At 62.6% G+C, this 15,646-nt stretch carries 16 protein-coding genes; 7 read left to right on the forward strand and 9 right to left on the reverse strand.

Translation table 11 applies throughout. The annotated features are described in order from the left end of the window. The first annotated feature begins 22 nt into the window (after positions 1 to 22). A complete protein-coding gene (locus KW568_RS05045; protein ID WP_259537807.1) occupies positions 23 to 1,015 on the forward strand; it encodes an NAD(P)-dependent oxidoreductase in 993 nt (330 codons plus the stop codon). A 73-nt stretch (positions 1,016 to 1,088) separates the two neighbouring features. Continuing rightward, on the forward strand, positions 1,089 to 1,958 hold the full coding sequence (locus KW568_RS05050) for a hypothetical protein (RefSeq protein ID WP_003255181.1): 870 nt from the start codon (positions 1,089 to 1,091) through the stop codon (positions 1,956 to 1,958). Between the two features lie 95 nt (positions 1,959 to 2,053). Here KW568_RS05050 and KW568_RS05055 read toward each other — a convergent pair whose 3' ends face one another. Continuing rightward, positions 2,054 to 3,103 carry an alkene reductase gene (locus KW568_RS05055; RefSeq protein WP_004574455.1) on the reverse strand — a complete coding sequence of 350 codons (1,050 nt, stop codon included), beginning with the start codon at positions 3,101 to 3,103 and terminating at the stop codon, positions 2,054 to 2,056. A 17-nt stretch (positions 3,104 to 3,120) separates the two neighbouring features. After that, the gene (locus KW568_RS05060; RefSeq protein ID WP_003255178.1) at positions 3,121 to 3,423 is read right to left on the reverse strand and encodes a helix-turn-helix transcriptional regulator; all 303 of its coding nucleotides are present in this window, start codon (positions 3,421 to 3,423) and stop codon (positions 3,121 to 3,123) included. Between the two features lie 150 nt (positions 3,424 to 3,573). On the opposite strand from KW568_RS05060, the gene KW568_RS05065 reads away from it, so the two are divergent. After that, positions 3,574 to 4,158, forward strand: a complete 585-nt coding sequence (locus KW568_RS05065) for an ACP phosphodiesterase (RefSeq protein WP_004574459.1) — start codon at positions 3,574 to 3,576, stop codon at positions 4,156 to 4,158. Between the two features lie 112 nt (positions 4,159 to 4,270). On the opposite strand, the gene KW568_RS05070 is transcribed toward KW568_RS05065, so the two are convergent. Then, the gene (locus tag KW568_RS05070) at positions 4,271 to 5,059 is read right to left on the reverse strand and encodes a lysophospholipid acyltransferase family protein (protein ID WP_004574461.1); all 789 of its coding nucleotides are present in this window, start codon (positions 5,057 to 5,059) and stop codon (positions 4,271 to 4,273) included. Further along, a complete protein-coding gene (olsB, locus tag KW568_RS05075) occupies positions 5,059 to 5,814 on the reverse strand; it encodes an L-ornithine N(alpha)-acyltransferase (RefSeq protein WP_003255175.1) in 756 nt (251 codons plus the stop codon). The genes KW568_RS05070 and olsB overlap by 1 nt, the downstream gene beginning before the upstream one ends. A gap of 160 nt (positions 5,815 to 5,974) precedes the next feature. Between olsB and KW568_RS05080 the strand changes: the two genes are divergently transcribed. The 3 genes from KW568_RS05080 to KW568_RS05090 all read left to right on the forward strand — a co-directional run bounded on the left by KW568_RS05080 (position 5,975) and on the right by KW568_RS05090 (position 9,415). Then, the gene (locus KW568_RS05080; protein ID WP_003255174.1) at positions 5,975 to 6,862 is read left to right on the forward strand and encodes a hypothetical protein; all 888 of its coding nucleotides are present in this window, start codon (positions 5,975 to 5,977) and stop codon (positions 6,860 to 6,862) included. A gap of 193 nt (positions 6,863 to 7,055) precedes the next feature. After that, positions 7,056 to 7,997 (forward strand): AEC family transporter, encoded by a 942-nt coding sequence (locus tag KW568_RS05085; RefSeq protein ID WP_003255173.1) that lies wholly within the window; start codon positions 7,056 to 7,058, stop codon positions 7,995 to 7,997. Between the two features lie 56 nt (positions 7,998 to 8,053). Next, positions 8,054 to 9,415, forward strand: coding sequence for an amino acid permease (locus KW568_RS05090; protein ID WP_003255172.1), 1,362 nt, complete (start codon positions 8,054 to 8,056; stop codon positions 9,413 to 9,415). A gap of 143 nt (positions 9,416 to 9,558) precedes the next feature. Here KW568_RS05090 and KW568_RS05095 read toward each other — a convergent pair whose 3' ends face one another. From KW568_RS05095 to gatC, 5 genes are all read right to left on the reverse strand, one after another. Continuing rightward, on the reverse strand, positions 9,559 to 10,602 hold the full coding sequence (locus KW568_RS05095) for a calcium/sodium antiporter (RefSeq protein ID WP_004574464.1): 1,044 nt from the start codon (positions 10,600 to 10,602) through the stop codon (positions 9,559 to 9,561). Between the two features lie 60 nt (positions 10,603 to 10,662). Beyond that, positions 10,663 to 11,037, reverse strand: coding sequence for a septal ring lytic transglycosylase RlpA family protein (locus tag KW568_RS05100; protein ID WP_003255170.1), 375 nt, complete (start codon positions 11,035 to 11,037; stop codon positions 10,663 to 10,665). Positions 11,038 to 11,165: 128 nt separating this feature from the next. Then, entirely contained in the window at positions 11,166 to 12,611 is a 1,446-nt protein-coding gene (gatB, locus tag KW568_RS05105) for an Asp-tRNA(Asn)/Glu-tRNA(Gln) amidotransferase subunit GatB (RefSeq protein WP_003255169.1), read from the reverse strand. An 11-nt stretch (positions 12,612 to 12,622) separates the two neighbouring features. Continuing rightward, positions 12,623 to 14,074 carry an Asp-tRNA(Asn)/Glu-tRNA(Gln) amidotransferase subunit GatA gene (gene gatA, locus KW568_RS05110; RefSeq protein ID WP_004574465.1) on the reverse strand — a complete coding sequence of 484 codons (1,452 nt, stop codon included), beginning with the start codon at positions 14,072 to 14,074 and terminating at the stop codon, positions 12,623 to 12,625. 15 nt (positions 14,075 to 14,089) lie between these two features. Beyond that, a complete protein-coding gene (gene gatC, locus KW568_RS05115; protein ID WP_004574467.1) occupies positions 14,090 to 14,377 on the reverse strand; it encodes an Asp-tRNA(Asn)/Glu-tRNA(Gln) amidotransferase subunit GatC in 288 nt (95 codons plus the stop codon). Between the two features lie 205 nt (positions 14,378 to 14,582). Here gatC and mreB point away from each other — a divergent pair, with 205 nt between their 5' ends. Next, positions 14,583 to 15,620, forward strand: a complete 1,038-nt coding sequence (gene mreB, locus KW568_RS05120; protein ID WP_003255163.1) for a rod shape-determining protein MreB — start codon at positions 14,583 to 14,585, stop codon at positions 15,618 to 15,620. Positions 15,621 to 15,646: the final 26 nt, after the last annotated feature.

Below are 15,646 nucleotides of genomic sequence, written 5' to 3' on the forward strand. Positions count from 1 at the left end.
ATCTGGCAAGACGGAGTGTTACATGCGAATTCTGGTCACCGGCGCGAGTGGCTTCATTGGCGGGCGTTTTGCGCGTTTCGCCCTGGAGCAAGGCCTGGACGTGCGCGTCAGCGGCCGCCGTGCCGAAGGGGTCGAGCATCTGGTCAAGCGTGGCGCACAGTTCATCCCGGGTGATCTGGGTGACGCCGAGCTGGCCCGGTGTTTGTGCCAGGGTGTCGAAGCCGTGGTGCATTGCGCTGGCGCGGTGGGTAACTGGGGGCGCTATCAGGATTTCTACCAAGGCAACGTGGTGGTGACCGAGAACGTGGTCGAGGGCTGCCTGAAAGAGCACGTACGGCGCCTGGTGCATCTGTCTTCGCCGTCGATTTACTTCAATGGCCGTTCGCGTCTGGACGTCCGTGAAGACCAGGTACCGCGTCGCTTCCACGATCACTATGGGCAAACCAAGTACCTGGCCGAGCAGAAAGTGTTCGGTGCCCAGGAGTTCGGCCTGGAAGTGCTGGCGCTGCGTCCGCGCTTCGTTACCGGTGCGGGCGATGCCAGTATCTTCCCGCGGCTGATGCAGATGCAGCGCAAAGGGCGTGTGGCGATCATCGGCAACGGCCTGAACAAGGTCGATTTCACCAGTGTGCACAACCTCAACGAGGCGCTGCTAAGTGCATTGTTCGCTGATGACCGGGCGCTGGGCCAGGCGTACAACATAAGCAACGGCCAGCCACTGCCGCTGTGGGACGTGGTCAACTACGTGATGCGCCAGATGCAGCTTCCCCAGGTGACCCGCTACCGTTCCTATGGTCTTGCCTACAGCCTGGCCGCGCTCAACGAGGCGGCCTGCATGTTATGGCCAGGGCGCCCGCAACCGACCTTGTCGCGCCTGGGGATGCAGGTGATGAGCCGTGATTTCACCCTGGATATCAGCCGTGCCCGGCAGTACCTGGACTACCAACCCAAGGTCAGCCTGTGGACGGCGCTGGATGAATTCTGCGGCTGGTGGAAGCATTTGCCGCCCGGCTGACAATGGTCATCAATGCGCCGCGCTGGCGGTTTATACTCGTGCCTCTTTGTGACTACCGCGGTTGAATGTATCCATGCGTAACCATGCTCACGATGACTTTGATGACGTGCCTGCCTTGCGGGCGGGCACCGTTGATGATGACGAACTGATGCCGGCGCATGTGATGCGCAGCCGCCAGAAAGCCGCCCGCGGGGCTAGCACGGCGCCGTTGTGGGCGTTGATCGGTGCCGCGTTCATCGCGTTGGCGGGCCTGGGTTGGTGGAGCTTTCAGCAGATCTCGCTGATGGAGCAGCAACTGGTGGCGACCCAGGAAAGCTTTGCCCGCATCAGTGAAGAGGCGGCTGGCCGCCTTCAGGCGATCAGTGGCAAGGTGGCGGCCAGTGAGTCTGGCGCCACTACCAGCAGTGAGGCATTGAAGCTACAGCTGCGCCAGTTGCAGCAGGGTGTTGCCGGGCAGACCGGCGACCTGGGCAAGCGTCTGGAGCAGGTGCTGGCCGATACCCGAGAACAGCAGAAGGCTGTGACCGAGCTGCAAAGCCAGTTGCAGGCGCAACTGAAGCTGGTGAATGGCGAGTTGGCGGCGCTGCGTTCGGGCCAGGTCGATGGTGGCAAGCTGGATGCCCAGTTCAAGAGCCTGAGCGAGCAGGTTGCCGCGCTGAAAGCCTCACAGGTGGATGGCGGCCAGCTGGACGGCCAGCTCAAGAGTTTGGGTAGCGAGGTGGCGGCCTTGAAGAAACAGGGCAACCCAAGCGCTGAGATTCAGAGCCTGCAGCAGGACATGCTGGTGTTGAAGAGCCAGGTCGACAACCGCCCGGCCGCGGCGTCATCCAGTGGTGCTTCGGTGCAGGAGTTCGATGCCTTCCGTGCGCAGATGACGCGTAACCTGAATACGCTGCAGAGCCAGATTCAGAACCTGCAGCAACAGATCAACGCTCGGCCGTGACGCCGCAGGGGAGGGCGTTGCCCTCCTATCGCGACACAAGGCCGCTCCCACTATGTACGGTGTACGCCGATTGAGCTGCGCCCCGGCAATCTTGATTACAACCGCGGGTAGTCGATGTACCCCACCGGCCCCTTGCCATAGAAGGTTTCGGGATGTGCCTCATTCAACGGCGCATCCGCTGCCAGCCGTGCTGGCAGGTCGGGGTTGGCGATGAACGGCACACCAAACGCCACGGCATCCGCTTTGCCACTGGCCAGGGCCGCAGTGGCACTGGCCTTGTCGAACCGCTCGTTGACGATGTACGGGCCACCGAATGCCTCTTTGATCAGCGGCCCGATGCTGTCGTCGGCTTCCCGCTCCCGCGAGCAGATGAAGGCGATGCCGCGCTTGCCCAGCGCTCGGGCCACATAGGTGAAGGTCTCGGCGCGGTCGGCGTCGCCCATGTCATGGGCGTCGGCTCGCGGTGCCAGGTGCACACCTACGCGCTGCGCGCCCCACACTTCAATGGCCGCATCGGTCACCTCCAGCAGCAGGCGCGCGCGGTTTTCCAGCGAGCCACCGTAACGGTCGGTGCGCTGGTTGGTGCTGCTTTGCAGGAATTGGTCGAGCAGGTAACCGTTGGCGCCATGGATCTCCACACCATCGAAACCGGCAGCCTTGGCATTTTCGGCACCACTGCGGTAGGCCTCGACGATGTCGTTGATTTCTTCGGTTTCCAGCGCCCGCGGGGTAGGGTAGTCACTCAGCGGGCGCACCAGGCTCACATGGCCCTTGGGCTGGATCGCGCTGGGGGCCACAGGCAGTTCGCCATTCAGATAGCTGGGGTGGGAGATACGACCCACGTGCCACAGCTGCAGGAAGATGCGACCGCCCGCGGCATGTACGGCCTTTGTCACATTGTTCCAGCCACGTACCTGTTCATCGTTCCAGATGCCGGGGGTATCTGGGTAGCCGACGCCCATTGGGCTGACCGAAGTGGCCTCGCTGAGGATCAGCCCGGCGCTGGCACGTTGTACGTAGTATTCGGCCATCAGCGCATTGGGCACACGGCCTTCATCGGCACGGCAGCGGGTGAGCGGGGCCATGATGATACGGTTGGGCAGTTGCAGGTCGCCCAGTTTGATCGGATCGAAAAGCGTGGTCATTGTGGTTACCTGCCTTGTCAAAGTGCTTGGCGCAGTTGTTCGAGGAACGCCTGGATGGTGGCTTCGTCGCGTTTGAAGAAGTGCCATTGGCCAATCTTCTGGCTGCTGATCAGCCCGGCGCGCTGCAACGTGGCCAGGTGGGCAGAGACGGTCGACTGCGACAGGCCGCAGCGTTGGTCGATTTGCCCCGCACACACACCGTTTTCGGTGCTGTGGTACTGGTCCGGAAACTGGGTTGCCGGGTCTTTCAGCCAGCTGAGAATTTCTCGCCTGACCGGGTGGGCCAGTGCTTTTATGATTTCGTCGAGATCGAGTGGCATGGTTTGAGGCTCGTTGTAGCGGTATATCGCGATAGGCCGAAATATAATTCGCTGAATTCCGATATACAAATACGAAGGCGTTCTGAGCTGAGCGCGAATCGATATATCGCGTTATAACGATATGCTGGGTGGCGATGCTAGACTGCGCTCATGAACTACCTCGCACACTTGCACCTGGGCGGCCCGGCGCCGCAACAACTGCTTGGCAGCCTGTATGGCGACTTTGTCAAAGGCTCCTTGGAAGGGCGCTTTCCGCCTGCGCTGGAGGCGGCCATCCGGCTGCACCGGCATATCGACAGTTACACTGACCAGCATCCGTTGGTGCTGGCGGCTCTGGCACGTTTTCCGCGCGAGCGGCGGCGCTTTGCCGGCATCGTCCTGGATGTGTTTTTCGACCATTGCCTGGCACGGCACTGGGGCAACTACGCCGATCAGCCGCTGGAGCAGTTCACTGGCGCGTTTTATCGGGTATTGCTGGCAGAGCCCGAGCTGCCTGGGCGGCTGGCGCGGATTGCGCCGTTCATGGCAGCGGATGACTGGCTAGGGGCGTATGGCGATTTCGACACGCTGGAGCAGGTGTTCAACGGCATTGCCCGGCGCTTGTCACGGCCTGAGGGGATGGCCGGGGTGATGGTGGAACTGGAGCGACTGTATGAGCCGCTGCTGGCGGATTTTCGCGAGTTCTACCCGCAGCTGCAGGCGTTTGCGGCGGTAGGGCGGATGTCTGACAGTTAGAGGTGTGTGGGTGATACTGGCCCCTTCGCGGGTAAACCCGCTCCTACGGGCAATGCGCTCGGTGTAGGAGCGGGTTCACCCGCGAAAGGGCCAGAACAGGCAGTACACGCATTCAGGCAGCCCGCGCCTGTCGACGTGGCGCCATCTCTACGTCTTCAACCCCAAACAGCGCCAGGTGAATCGCCTGCTGTGCCTGCAATGCCAGCACCGCACGTTCCTTGCCCACGCTACCTATTGGCTGCAGGAGGTGGATGCACACCTCGCCCCGCGGCAGGGCGAACAGGCGCATAAGGTGGGACACCAGGTCGTCCTCACCAATGAACGGCGCTACCGGGTCGATCTGGCCATCACGCAGGTACTGGATAGCGACTGGCTGCACTGCCACGCCACGGTCGATGGCACCTGCCAGCAGGCGGCCATGAAAGGTGCGCAACGTGCGGCCGCTGGTAGTGGTACCTTCGGGGAATATGAGCAGCGGGCGGGCCAGCCCCAGTTGCCCGGCGATCTGTTCGCGCAGGCGCTGACTGTCGCCACCACCACGGCGAATGAACAGCGTGCCGGCCTTTTCCGCCAGCCAGCCGGCCACCGGCCAGTGGCGCACTTCGGCCTTGGACAGGAAAGACAGCGGCGTGAGCATGCCAAGCAGGGGGATGTCGGTCCAGGAAACATGGTTGCTGACCCATAGCATCGGTCGCTGTGGAAGTTCGCCAACTACCTTCACGTCGAAGGGCAGGGCGGCGACCAGGCGCTTCATGAACAGGCAGGTCCAGCGCTGGCGCCGTTCGATCGGCGCCTTGAAGCCCAAGCGTTCGCCAAAGGCGATAATGCTGGCCATCAGCATGCCTTGCGCCAGCACCAGCAGCAGTCGGATGAGGCGGGCCAGTACCCGCAACTTCGGCATCAGACCGCCGCCTTGAAGTGGCGGGCGTAGCGTGGGCACAGCTCGTCGCGTTTGAGCAGGATGAACACGTCTGCCACCTGGAAATCCTCGTCCCAGCATGGCTCGCCGCAAATCTTCGCGCCCAGGCGCATATAGGCCTTGAGCAGCGGGGGCATTTCGGCAATGACGTTATTGGGCAGGGCCAGTTTCGGCAGCGGGTTCTTCGGCTCGGCACGCAAGTGTTCGGTGCACAGGTAACGTTCACGCAGGCGCTGCATCACTGCATGGGCCTGCACGCCGCCGTCCTGCATGGGGATACTGGCGCAGCCCATCAGATAGCTGTAGCGACCCTCGTTGAGCACCTCGGCCAGTTCGCCCCAGAGCACGGCGATGGTACCGCCGTTGCGGTAGTCGGGGGCGACGCAGGTACGGCCCAGTTCGAGGATTGGGCCTTGCAGCTGCAACAGGCCGTGCAGGCTGAATTCTTCTTCGCTGTAGAAACGGCCCAGGCTGCTGGCGGCCTGGTGATCGAGCAGGCGGGTGGTGGCAACCAGTTCGCCGGTGCTCAGATCGCGTACACCAATGTGGCGGCAGTGCACGTCGTAGTCGTCCATGTCCAGGCCCTGCTCGGCACCTTTGAGCTTGGCCTTGAATTCTGCGCTGAATACGGTATAGCGCAGAGCCTGGGCTTCTTGCAGCGCCGCGGCGCCAACCAGGCGTTCGGCTTGCAGACGGCGTTCAGTGCTGTAGTCGCCAGCGGTAGCGATCCGAGTCATTACGAGTCTCCATAAGCCAGCCAAGAAGGGTTGCGGCCGGTCGGCTTTGTTGTGCAAAGTCAGCCTAGGTAGACCCAGTGTCACCCCTGTGAATGTTTGGTGATGCTTGCGTGACACACCCTGAGCCTTAACTGAAAGCCCTCCAGCAAGGAGCTGTTCCATGGCCTGGTTGCAACGACTCAACGATCCGCTTCGCCTCGCGCCGACAGGCACCCTGGGCGAAACCTACGCCGCGCTGCTTGAGCGCCTCGGCCCGGTTGCCCCGTTCGAATTGGCGGTACTGGGTGGGCGTGCAATGGCCACCCCGGGCCTGGCCTTCCTGGTGGGTTACCAGGCTGCCCTTCGCGTGCTGTGGCCCAGTGCGCCGCACAGTCTTGGCGCCTTGTGTGCCACCGAGCGGCGCAGCGTGCGGCCGGCAGACATGCACACACGGCTGGACGCTCTGCGGCTGTCGGGCTGCAAAGACTTCGTTACCGCAGGCCTGGAGGCGGAGTGGTTGCTGGTGGCGGCGCGTAGCGAAGCGGCTGGCGCGGCGCCACAACTGAGCTTGGCGGTGGTCTACCCCGGGGAGCCTGGGGTGACACTGGAGCCATTGCCGACCCTGCCGCTGATGCCGGAAGTCGGGCACGGCCGACTGCTGCTGGAGCAGGCATCGTGCGAGTTGCTGGCCGGTGACGGCTGGGATGCCTACGTGAAGCCGTTCCGTTCGCTGGAGGATTTGTATGTGCTCACGGCGCTGACCGCTTGGTTGTATGGCGTTGGGCAGGAGTGCGCCTGGCCGCAGGGGCTTCGCCTGCAGTTGCTTGGGCTGTTGGCCGGCTGCGCCGAGGGTAGCCGGCAGTGTGCCGATAGCATGGGTTGTCACTTGTTGCTGGGCGGGTTGTTTGCACAGTTCCAGGCGTTGCGGGGGGAGATCGATGCGGCGTTGGCGACAGGGCCGGGGCATTGGGCGCACATCTGGCAGCGTGACCAAGGGGTGATGGCGCTGGCGGCGTCGGCACGGGAGAAGCGGCTGAACAAGGCGTGGGTTGCTGCGGGTTTGTCATGAATGGCTGACAGGTTTGTGTGAACCGATGAGCCGCGGCGTGGTACCTGTGGGGGCGGGGTTAGGTGCAAAGCGGCCGGTACTGGCAGCAGAAAACCTGAAAGACATGTCCTTTTATCGCGCTTGATCCCCGCAAATCCCAGCCGTTGACGTATCATTGGCCGCCTGACGGCAACCCCTCCAGGATCGCTTGCGCATGCTCGCCCTTCTTATCCAGACCCTGAACATCACGGCACCGGTTTTCGCCATGCTGTTCATGGGCGTCCTGCTCAAACGCATTCACTTGATCGACGACAACTTCAACCGCGTCGCCTCGCAGCTGGTATTCAACGTCTGCATGCCGGCGCTGCTCTTCCTCGGCATCTACCACGCCGACCTGGCCGCAGCGGTCAAGCCCGGTGTCATCCTGTATTTCATCGTCGCCACCCTGGCCGGTTTCGCCCTTGCCTGGGGCATGGCCATCTGGCGCAGCCCGATGGCCGACCGAGGCATCTATACCCAGGGCGCCTTCCGCGGCAACAACGGTGTGATCGGCCTGGCCCTGGCCGCCAGCCTGTACGGTGACTATGGCATTTCCCTGGGGGCAGTACTCGCAGGCCTGGTCATCCTCATGTACAACTCGCTGTCAGCGGTGGTTCTGGCGGTGTACAGCCCGGACCTCAAGTCCGACCCGTGGAGCATCTGCAAGAGCATTTTCAGCAACCCGCTGATCATCAGCGTGCTGGTGGCCGCGCCGATGGCTTACGGCCAGGTGCCATTGCCCAACTGGCTGCTGACCTCGGGCGACTACCTGGCACAGATGACCCTGCCGCTGGCGCTGATCTGTATCGGTGGCACGCTGTCGCTGGCAGCGCTGCGTAACTGTGGCCGGCTGGCCATCGATGCCAGCCTCGTGAAAATGCTCTGGCTGCCGCTGCTCGGCACCCTTGGGGCCTGGTTGTGCGGGTTTCGCGGGGCGGAGCTGGGCATCCTGTTCCTGTACATAGGCAGCCCGACCGCTGCGGCCAGCTACGTGATGGCGCGGGCGGCCAACGGCAATCATGAACTGGCCGCGTCGATCATCGTGATTACCACGCTAATGGCGGCGATCACCACCAACATTGGTATTTTCATCTTGCAGTGGGGCGGATGGATCTAGATCCTTGACTGCAAATAACAGCAACAACACTGCCTCACTGAGCTAAAGGACACTTCATGCAAGACCAGAGCACGCCCGAGCGGTTACAGCGCGGGCTGAAGAATCGCCATATCCAGCTGATCGCGCTGGGCGGGGCCATCGGTACCGGGTTGTTCCTGGGCATTGCCCAGACCATCCAGTTGGCCGGCCCCTCCGTGTTGCTGGGCTACGCCATCGCCGGCCTGATGGCCTTCCTGATCATGCGCCAGCTGGGTGAAATGGTGGTGGAAGAGCCGGTTGCCGGCAGCTTCAGCCACTTCGCCCACCAATACTGGAGCGAGTTCGCCGGCTTTGTCTCAGGCTGGAATTACTGGGTGGTGTACGTGCTGGTCGGCATGGCCGAGCTGACGGCAGTCGGTATCTACGTGCAGTACTGGTGGCCGGACTTCCCCACCTGGGCCACGGCGGCGATCTTCTTCGTGGTGATCAACCTGATCAACCTGACCCAGGTAAAGGTCTATGGCGAGATGGAGTTCTGGTTCGCCCTGGTCAAGGTAGTAGCCATCGTCAGCATGATCGGCTTTGGTGCCTGGTTGCTGGGCAGCGGTCATGGTGGCCCGGATGCCAGCGTGGCCAACCTGTGGCAGTACGGCGGCTTCTTCCCTAACGGCGTCACGGGTCTGGTAATGGCCCTGGCGGTGATCATGTTCTCGTTTGGTGGCCTGGAGTTGGTCGGCATCACGGCTGCCGAGGCTGACAACCCGCGCGAGAGCATCCCCAAGGCCACCAACCAGGTGGTGTACCGCATCCTGATTTTCTACATCGGTGCCTTGGCAGTGCTGTTGTCGCTGTACCCGTGGCAGAAGGTGGTGCAGGGCGGCAGCCCGTTCGTGATGATCTTCCACGAACTGGACAGCGACCTGGTGGCGACCATCCTCAATATCGTGGTGCTGACGGCTGCGCTCTCGGTGTACAACAGCTGTGTGTACGCCAATAGCCGTATGCTGTTCGGCCTGGCCAGCCAGGGCGATGCGCCGCGTCAGTTGCTGAAGGTGAGCCGTAGCGGCGTACCGCTGACTGCGCTGGCCGTGTCGGCCTTTGCGACCGGCCTGTGCGTGCTGATCAATTACCTGATGCCGGGCGGGGCCTTTGGCTTGCTGATGGCGTTGGCAGTGTCCGCGTTGGTGATCAACTGGGCGAGCATCAGCATTACCCACCTCAAATTCCGCAAGGCCAAGCTGGCCGCCGGGATCACCCCCTTCTACAAAAGCCTGGGGCACCCACTGACCAACTACCTGTGCCTGGCGTTCATCGTGCTGATCCTGGTGGTGATGTACCTGACGCCGCCGATTCGCATCTCGGTAATGCTGATCCCGGCATGGATCGCTGTGCTGTGGGTGGCCTTCAAGCTGAAGAAGGCTCGCCAGGCCAAGGGCTGATCGGGTTTGTTCGTAAGGGGCATGCCGTTAGGTTTTCGGCGCCTGTGAGATCGAGCGCCGCCCGCGCGGCGCTCGATCTCACAGGCGATGAAAGCCTAAAGGCATGCGTCTGGCGGCCCTGACGCGTGCCCCTTCCATGCCCCTCAATGCTGCCTCCGCCAGGCACGCACAGTGGTGTACAGCAACACCGCAGCGAGCACCGGCAGTACATAGAACAGCATCAATCGCTCCAGGCGGCCAGCCAGCGGCATACCCATGGTAAAAGCCGCCACATGAAGGCCGTAGGCCAGGTACAGGCAAAGAAACACCAGGCCTTCGGCGCGAGTGATGCGGTAACCGGAATAGAACACTGGCAGGCTCAGGACAGCAACGCCGAGCATTACAGGCAGATCGAAAGACAGCGCGTTAGGCGAGATCGACAGGGGTTCCGGGGTGATCAGTGCGGTCAGGCCCAGTACGGCCAGCAGGTTGAACAGGTTGCTGCCGATCACCGTGCCCACGGCGATCTCCCGTTCGCCACGCAAGGCGGCGATCAGCGCAGCGGCCAGTTCCGGCATGGAGGTGCAGATGGCGACGACCGTCAGGCCGATAATACGCTCGGACAGGCCCAGGTCGGTGGCCATCTCGATGGCAGCTTCCAGTAGCAAGTGGCCCGCCAGGCTCAGCAGGCCAAGGCCGACCAGTATCTGCAGCAGCGTACCTGACCAGAAGCGCCCGGCCCCGGACCTGGCGGCGTCCGGGGCCGGGTAGGTGCGTGCGTAATGGCGCGACTGATGCCAGAGCATTGCCAGGTAACCGGCCAGCCCCAGCAATAGCAGTGCCCCTTCAACCCTACCCAGGTGGGCATTGGCGGACAGTGCATACACCAGCCCGCTGGCGACGATCATCAAGGGAAGATCCAGGCGCACCAGCTGACGAGACACCCGTAGCGGGATGATCAGCGCGGCCAGGCCGAGAATGACCAGCACGTTGAAGATGTTGCTGCCGATCACGCTGCCTACTGCCACATCCGGCGCGCCCTGGTAGGCGGCCTGCAGGCTTACGGTCAGTTGTGGCGCGGTACTGCCGAAGGCCACCAGGCTCAGGCCTATGATCAGCGGGCGAACGTGCAGGCGTTGCGCCAGGCGCAAGGCGGAGCGCACCAATAGCTCGGCGCCACCGATCAGCAACAACAGGGCAACGCCCATTTGCAGCAGGCTAAAAGTGGGGAGGGTGGCCAGGTCGAAAATGGTCGGACTCCTGTCGCGTCAGTCGCTAAGCCCTTGTACGCGCACGCGCGCTGTTCCGCTACGGAGCATACCGATTTTTTCTGCTGCTGCGCGAGACAGGTCGATCAGGCGGCCGCGGGTGTGCGGGCCACGGTCGTTGATGCGTACCACCACACTGCGCTGGTTGGCCATGTTGGTCACCCGTACACGTGTGCCGAAGGGCAGGCTGCGGTGCGCGGCGGTGAGGCCGTGCTGGTTGAACGGTTCGCCACTGGCGGTGCGTTTGCCATGGTGGCGCGAGCCGTAGTAGGAAGCGGTGCCCGTCTGGTCGTAGCCGCGCGGGTCGATGTCATGGCTGGCGCAGCCGGCCAGGAAAGAAAACAGGGCGAGGGTGCCGAGGGAACGTTTTAGCAAGTCAGGTGCTCTCCGGTGCGACCATTCGCGGGTAAACCCGCTCCTACAGGGAAAACGCTGGCTTGTGTAGGAGCGGCTTCAGCCGCGAACGAGGGCGAAGCCCTCGCAGCATTACAGGGGTAAAACCATCACCCTTCGAGCTTGGCCTTGAGCAATTGGTTCACCTGCCCCGGGTTGGCCTTGCCTTTGGAGGCTTTCATGGCCTGACCGACGAAGAAGCCGAACATCTTGCCGCGCTTGGCCTCATCGGCTGCGCGATATTGTTCGACCTGCTCGGCATTGGCTGCCAGCATTTCGTCGAGCATCTTGTCGATCGCACCCGTGTCGGTAACCTGTTTCAGGCCTTTGCTCTCGATGATGCTGTCGGCATCGCCTTCACCGGCGGCCATGGCCTCGAACACGGTCTTGGCAATCTTGCCGCTGATGGTGTTGTCACGAATGCGCAGCAGCATGCCGCCCAGTTGCGCAGCGCTGACCGGCGCCTGATCGATTTCGACACCCAGCTTGTTCAGCAGGCTACCCAGTTCGACCATGACCCAGTTGGCCGCCAGCTTGGCATCACCGCCGATCTTCACCACTTCTTCGAAGTAGTCAGCCTGTTCGCGGCTGGAAGCCAACACGTTGGCGTCGTAGGCCGACAGACCGTACTGAGTCTGGAAGCGCTCGACCTTCTGTGGCGGCAGCTCTGGCAGGCCGGCGCGAATGGTTTCGAGGAAGCTGTCCTCGATGACCACCGGCAGCAGGTCGGGGTCGGGGAAGTAACGGTAGTCGTTAGCTTCCTCTTTGCTGCGCATGGAGCGGGTTTCGTCCTTGTTCGGGTCGTACAGGCGTGTTTCCTGCACGACTTTGCCACCGTCTTCGATCAGGTCGATCTGGCGCTGGATTTCGCTGTTGATCGCGCGCTCGATGAAACGGAACGAGTTGACGTTCTTGATTTCGCAGCGAGTGCCGAACTCGGTCTGGCCTTTCGGGCGGATCGATACGTTGCAGTCGCAGCGCAGCGAACCTTCGGCCATGTTGCCGTCGCAGATGCCCAGGTAGCGCACCAGCGCGTGGATTGCCTTGACGTAAGCCACGGCTTCCTTGGCGCTGCGCATGTCAGGCTCGGAGACGATTTCCAGCAGCGGGGTGCCGGCACGGTTCAGGTCGATACCGGTGGAGCCGCTGAAGTCTTCGTGCAGGCTCTTGCCGGCGTCTTCTTCCAGGTGCGCGCGGGTTACGCCGATGCGCTTGATGGTGCCGTCTTCCAGCGCGATGTCCAGGTGGCCCTTGCCGACGATCGGCAGGTCCATCTGGCTGATCTGGTAGCCCTTGGGCAGGTCGGGGTAGAAGTAGTTCTTGCGTGCGAACACGTTGCGCTTGCCGATCTCGGCATCGATGGCCAGGCCGAACATGCACGCCATGCGCACGGCTTCCTCGTTCAGCACCGGCAGTACACCGGGCATGCCCAGGTCAACCAGGCTGGCCTGAGTATTCGGCTCGGAGCCAAAGGTGGTAGCGCTGCCGGAGAAGATCTTCGACTGGGTGGCGAGCTGAGTGTGGATTTCCAGCCCGATCACAACTTCCCATTGCATGTGTGAATTCCTCAGAAGCCGTTGGGGGCGCGGGTATGCCAGTCGGTCACCTGTTGGTAGCGGTGCGCGACGTTGAGCAGGCGGCCTTCCTGGAAGTAGGGCGCCAGCAGTTGCACGCCGACCGGCAGGCCGTCGACGAAGCCCGCAGGCATCGACAGGCCAGGCAGGCCCGCCAGGTTGGCGGTGATGGTGTAGACGTCTTCGAGATAGGCGGCAACCGGGTCGCTGCTCTTGGCGCCAAGCTTCCAGGCCGGGTTTGGCGTGGTCGGGCCGAGAATCAGGTCGACATCGTTGAAGGCGGCCATGAAGTCGTTCTTGATCAGGCGGCGGATTTGCTGCGCCTTCACGTAATAGGCGTCGTAGTAGCCGGCCGACAGGGCGTAGGTACCGACCATGATGCGGCGCTGTACTTCAACGCCGAACCCTTCGCCGCGTGAGCGCTTGTACAGGTCGGTGAGGTCTTTCGGCTCTTCACAGCGGTAGCCGAAGCGTACGCCGTCGAAACGCGACAGGTTGGAAGAGGCTTCAGCCGGGGCGATCACGTAGTAGGCCGGAATGGCATGCTGCATGTTCGGCAGGCTGATTTCCTTGACCACTGCGCCGAGCTTTTCCAGCTCTTTGACGCTGGCCTGGACCAGGTCGGCGATGCGTGGGTCTAGACCGGCACCGAAGTACTCTTTCGGCAGACCGATGCGCAGGCCCTGCAGCGAAGCGTTCAGGCTGGCGCTGTAGTCCGGCACCGGTTCTTCGATGCTGGTGGAGTCCTTGGCGTCGAAACCGGCCATACCTTGCAGCAGCAGCGCGCAGTCCTCGGCGGTGCGGGCCAGTGGGCCGCCCTGGTCGAGGCTGGAGGCGTAGGCGATCATGCCCCAGCGCGACACACGACCGTACGTCGGCTTGAGGCCGGTGAGGTTGGTCAGTGCCGCTGGCTGGCGGATCGAGCCGCCGGTGTCGGTGCCCGTGGTGGCGGGCAGCAGGCGCGCGGCCACAGCAGCGGCCGAACCACCGGACGACCCGCCCGGAACGTGCTCGAGGTTCCACGGGTTCTTCACCGCGCCGTAATGGCTGGATTCGTTGGCCGAACCCATGGCGAACTCGTCCATGTTGGTCTTGCCCAGGGTGACCATGCCGGCTTCGGCCAGCTTGGCGACCACGGTGGCGTCATAGGGCGCCTTGAAGTTGTCGAGCATCTTCGAGCCGCAGCTGGTGCGTACGCCGTTGGTGCAGAACAGGTCTTTGTGGGCGATCGGTGCACCCAGCAGCGCGCCGGTTTCGCCAGCGGCGCGACGGGCATCGGCGGCACGCGCCTGAGCCAGGGCCAGGTCGTCGGTGATGCTGATGAAGCTGTTGATCTGCGGGTCGAGCTGTTTGATGCGCGCCAGCAGGGCGCCGGTCAGCTCTTCGGAAGAAAACGATTTGTCGGCGAGTCCGCGGGCGATCTCGGCCAGGGTCAATTGATGCATGGCAGGCTCTATCCCTTACTCGATGACTTTGGGAACCAGGTACAGACCGCTTTCGGTCGACGGCGCGATGGCCTGGTAGGCATCGCGCTGGTTGCTTTCGGTGACTTGGTCAGGACGCAGGCGCTGGCTGGCCTCCAGCGGGTGGGCCAGGGGCTCGATGCCAGTGGTATCGACCGCTTGCATCTGGTCGACCAGGCCGAGAATGCTGTTCAGGGCGTCGGTAATGTGTGGCAGTTCGCCATCATTCAGGCCCAGGCGGGCCAGATGGGCGATCTTTTCCACGTCGCAGCGTTCAAGCGCCATGAGGATCTCCAAGGGAAACAAAGAACGGAATTTGGGTCCGCGGTGAGGAACATGTCAGCTTTCTGGCGGTCTAACGGCCGCGAAATTCTGCTGGCGTGCTCGGAAAAACAGCCAATTTAACATATTGGCTCCTTGCCCAAAATCCCTGCCATTGTTAGAGTTTGCCGCACTTTTTTACCCACGCTTTCCCCAGGGTCACTTTCCCATGTTCAAGAAACTGCGTGGCATGTTTTCCAGCGATCTTTCTATCGACCTGGGTACTGCCAACACCCTTATTTACGTGCGTGAGCGCGGTATCGTCCTGAATGAGCCCTCGGTTGTTGCCATCCGTACCCATGGCAACCAGAAAAGCGTCGTCGCCGTCGGTACCGAAGCCAAACGCATGCTGGGCCGTACGCCTGGCAACATTGCAGCCATTCGTCCGATGAAGGACGGCGTCATTGCCGACTTCAGCGTCTGCGAAAAAATGTTGCAATATTTTATCAACAAGGTTCACGAGAACAGCTTCCTGCAGCCGAGCCCGCGCGTGCTGATCTGCGTGCCGTGCAAGTCGACCCAGGTCGAGCGCCGCGCCATCCGTGAGTCGGCCCTCGGTGCGGGTGCCCGAGAAGTGTTCCTGATCGAAGAGCCAATGGCCGCTGCCATCGGTGCCGGCCTGCCGGTTGAAGAGGCCCGCGGTTCGATGGTCGTCGATATCGGTGGCGGTACCACTGAAATCGCCCTGATCTCGCTCAACGGCGTGGTCTATGCCGAGTCCGTCCGCGTTGGCGGTGACCGCTTCGACGAAGCCATCGTGACCTACGTGCGCCGCAACTACGGCAGCTTGATCGGCGAATCCACCGCCGAACGTATCAAGCAGGAAATCGGTACTGCCTACCCAGGTGGCGAAGTACGTGAAGTCGACGTGCGTGGTCGTAACCTGGCCGAAGGTGTACCGCGTGCCTTCACCCTGAACTCCAACGAAGTGCTCGAAGCGCTGCAGGAATCGCTGGCGACCATCGTCCAGGCGGTCAAGAGCGCCCTCGAGCAATCGCCGCCGGAGCTTGCCTCGGACATCGCCGAGCGCGGCCTGGTGCTGACCGGTGGTGGTGCGCTGCTGCGTGACCTCGACAAACTGCTGGCCCAGGAAACCGGCCTGCCGGTGATCGTCGCCGAGGACCCGTTGACCTGCGTCGCCCGTGGCGGCGGTCGCGCCCTGGAGATGATGGACAAGCACGCGATGGACCTGCTCTCCAGCGAGTGATCCCGCTCGCTGTTCACGAGCGCCCG

This window comes from Pseudomonas sp. HD6515, from assembly GCF_024971855.1.
Classification (GTDB): domain Bacteria; phylum Pseudomonadota; class Gammaproteobacteria; order Pseudomonadales; family Pseudomonadaceae; genus Aquipseudomonas; species Aquipseudomonas alloputida.

Bases quoted from the DNA above. Each gene is read 5' to 3' on its own strand.
- KW568_RS05045 (WP_259537807.1), top strand. From the start codon at position 23: ATGCGAATTCTGGTCACCGGCGCGAGTGGCTTCATTGGCGGGCGTTTT.
- KW568_RS05050 (WP_003255181.1), top strand. From the start codon at position 1,089: ATGCGTAACCATGCTCACGATGACTTTGATGACGTGCCTGCCTTGCGG.
- KW568_RS05055 (WP_004574455.1), bottom strand. From the start codon at position 3,103: ATGACCACGCTTTTCGATCCGATCAAACTGGGCGACCTGCAACTGCCC.
- KW568_RS05060 (WP_003255178.1), bottom strand. From the start codon at position 3,423: ATGCCACTCGATCTCGACGAAATCATAAAAGCACTGGCCCACCCGGTC.
- KW568_RS05065 (WP_004574459.1), top strand. From the start codon at position 3,574: ATGAACTACCTCGCACACTTGCACCTGGGCGGCCCGGCGCCGCAACAA.
- KW568_RS05070 (WP_004574461.1), bottom strand. From the start codon at position 5,059: ATGCCGAAGTTGCGGGTACTGGCCCGCCTCATCCGACTGCTGCTGGTG.
- olsB (WP_003255175.1), bottom strand. From the start codon at position 5,814: ATGACTCGGATCGCTACCGCTGGCGACTACAGCACTGAACGCCGTCTG.
- KW568_RS05080 (WP_003255174.1), top strand. From the start codon at position 5,975: ATGGCCTGGTTGCAACGACTCAACGATCCGCTTCGCCTCGCGCCGACA.
- KW568_RS05085 (WP_003255173.1), top strand. From the start codon at position 7,056: ATGCTCGCCCTTCTTATCCAGACCCTGAACATCACGGCACCGGTTTTC.
- KW568_RS05090 (WP_003255172.1), top strand. From the start codon at position 8,054: ATGCAAGACCAGAGCACGCCCGAGCGGTTACAGCGCGGGCTGAAGAAT.
- KW568_RS05095 (WP_004574464.1), bottom strand. From the start codon at position 10,602: ATGGGCGTTGCCCTGTTGTTGCTGATCGGTGGCGCCGAGCTATTGGTG.
- gatB (WP_003255169.1), bottom strand. From the start codon at position 12,611: ATGCAATGGGAAGTTGTGATCGGGCTGGAAATCCACACTCAGCTCGCC.
- gatA (WP_004574465.1), bottom strand. From the start codon at position 14,074: ATGCATCAATTGACCCTGGCCGAGATCGCCCGCGGACTCGCCGACAAA.
- gatC (WP_004574467.1), bottom strand. From the start codon at position 14,377: ATGGCGCTTGAACGCTGCGACGTGGAAAAGATCGCCCATCTGGCCCGC.
- mreB (WP_003255163.1), top strand. From the start codon at position 14,583: ATGTTCAAGAAACTGCGTGGCATGTTTTCCAGCGATCTTTCTATCGAC.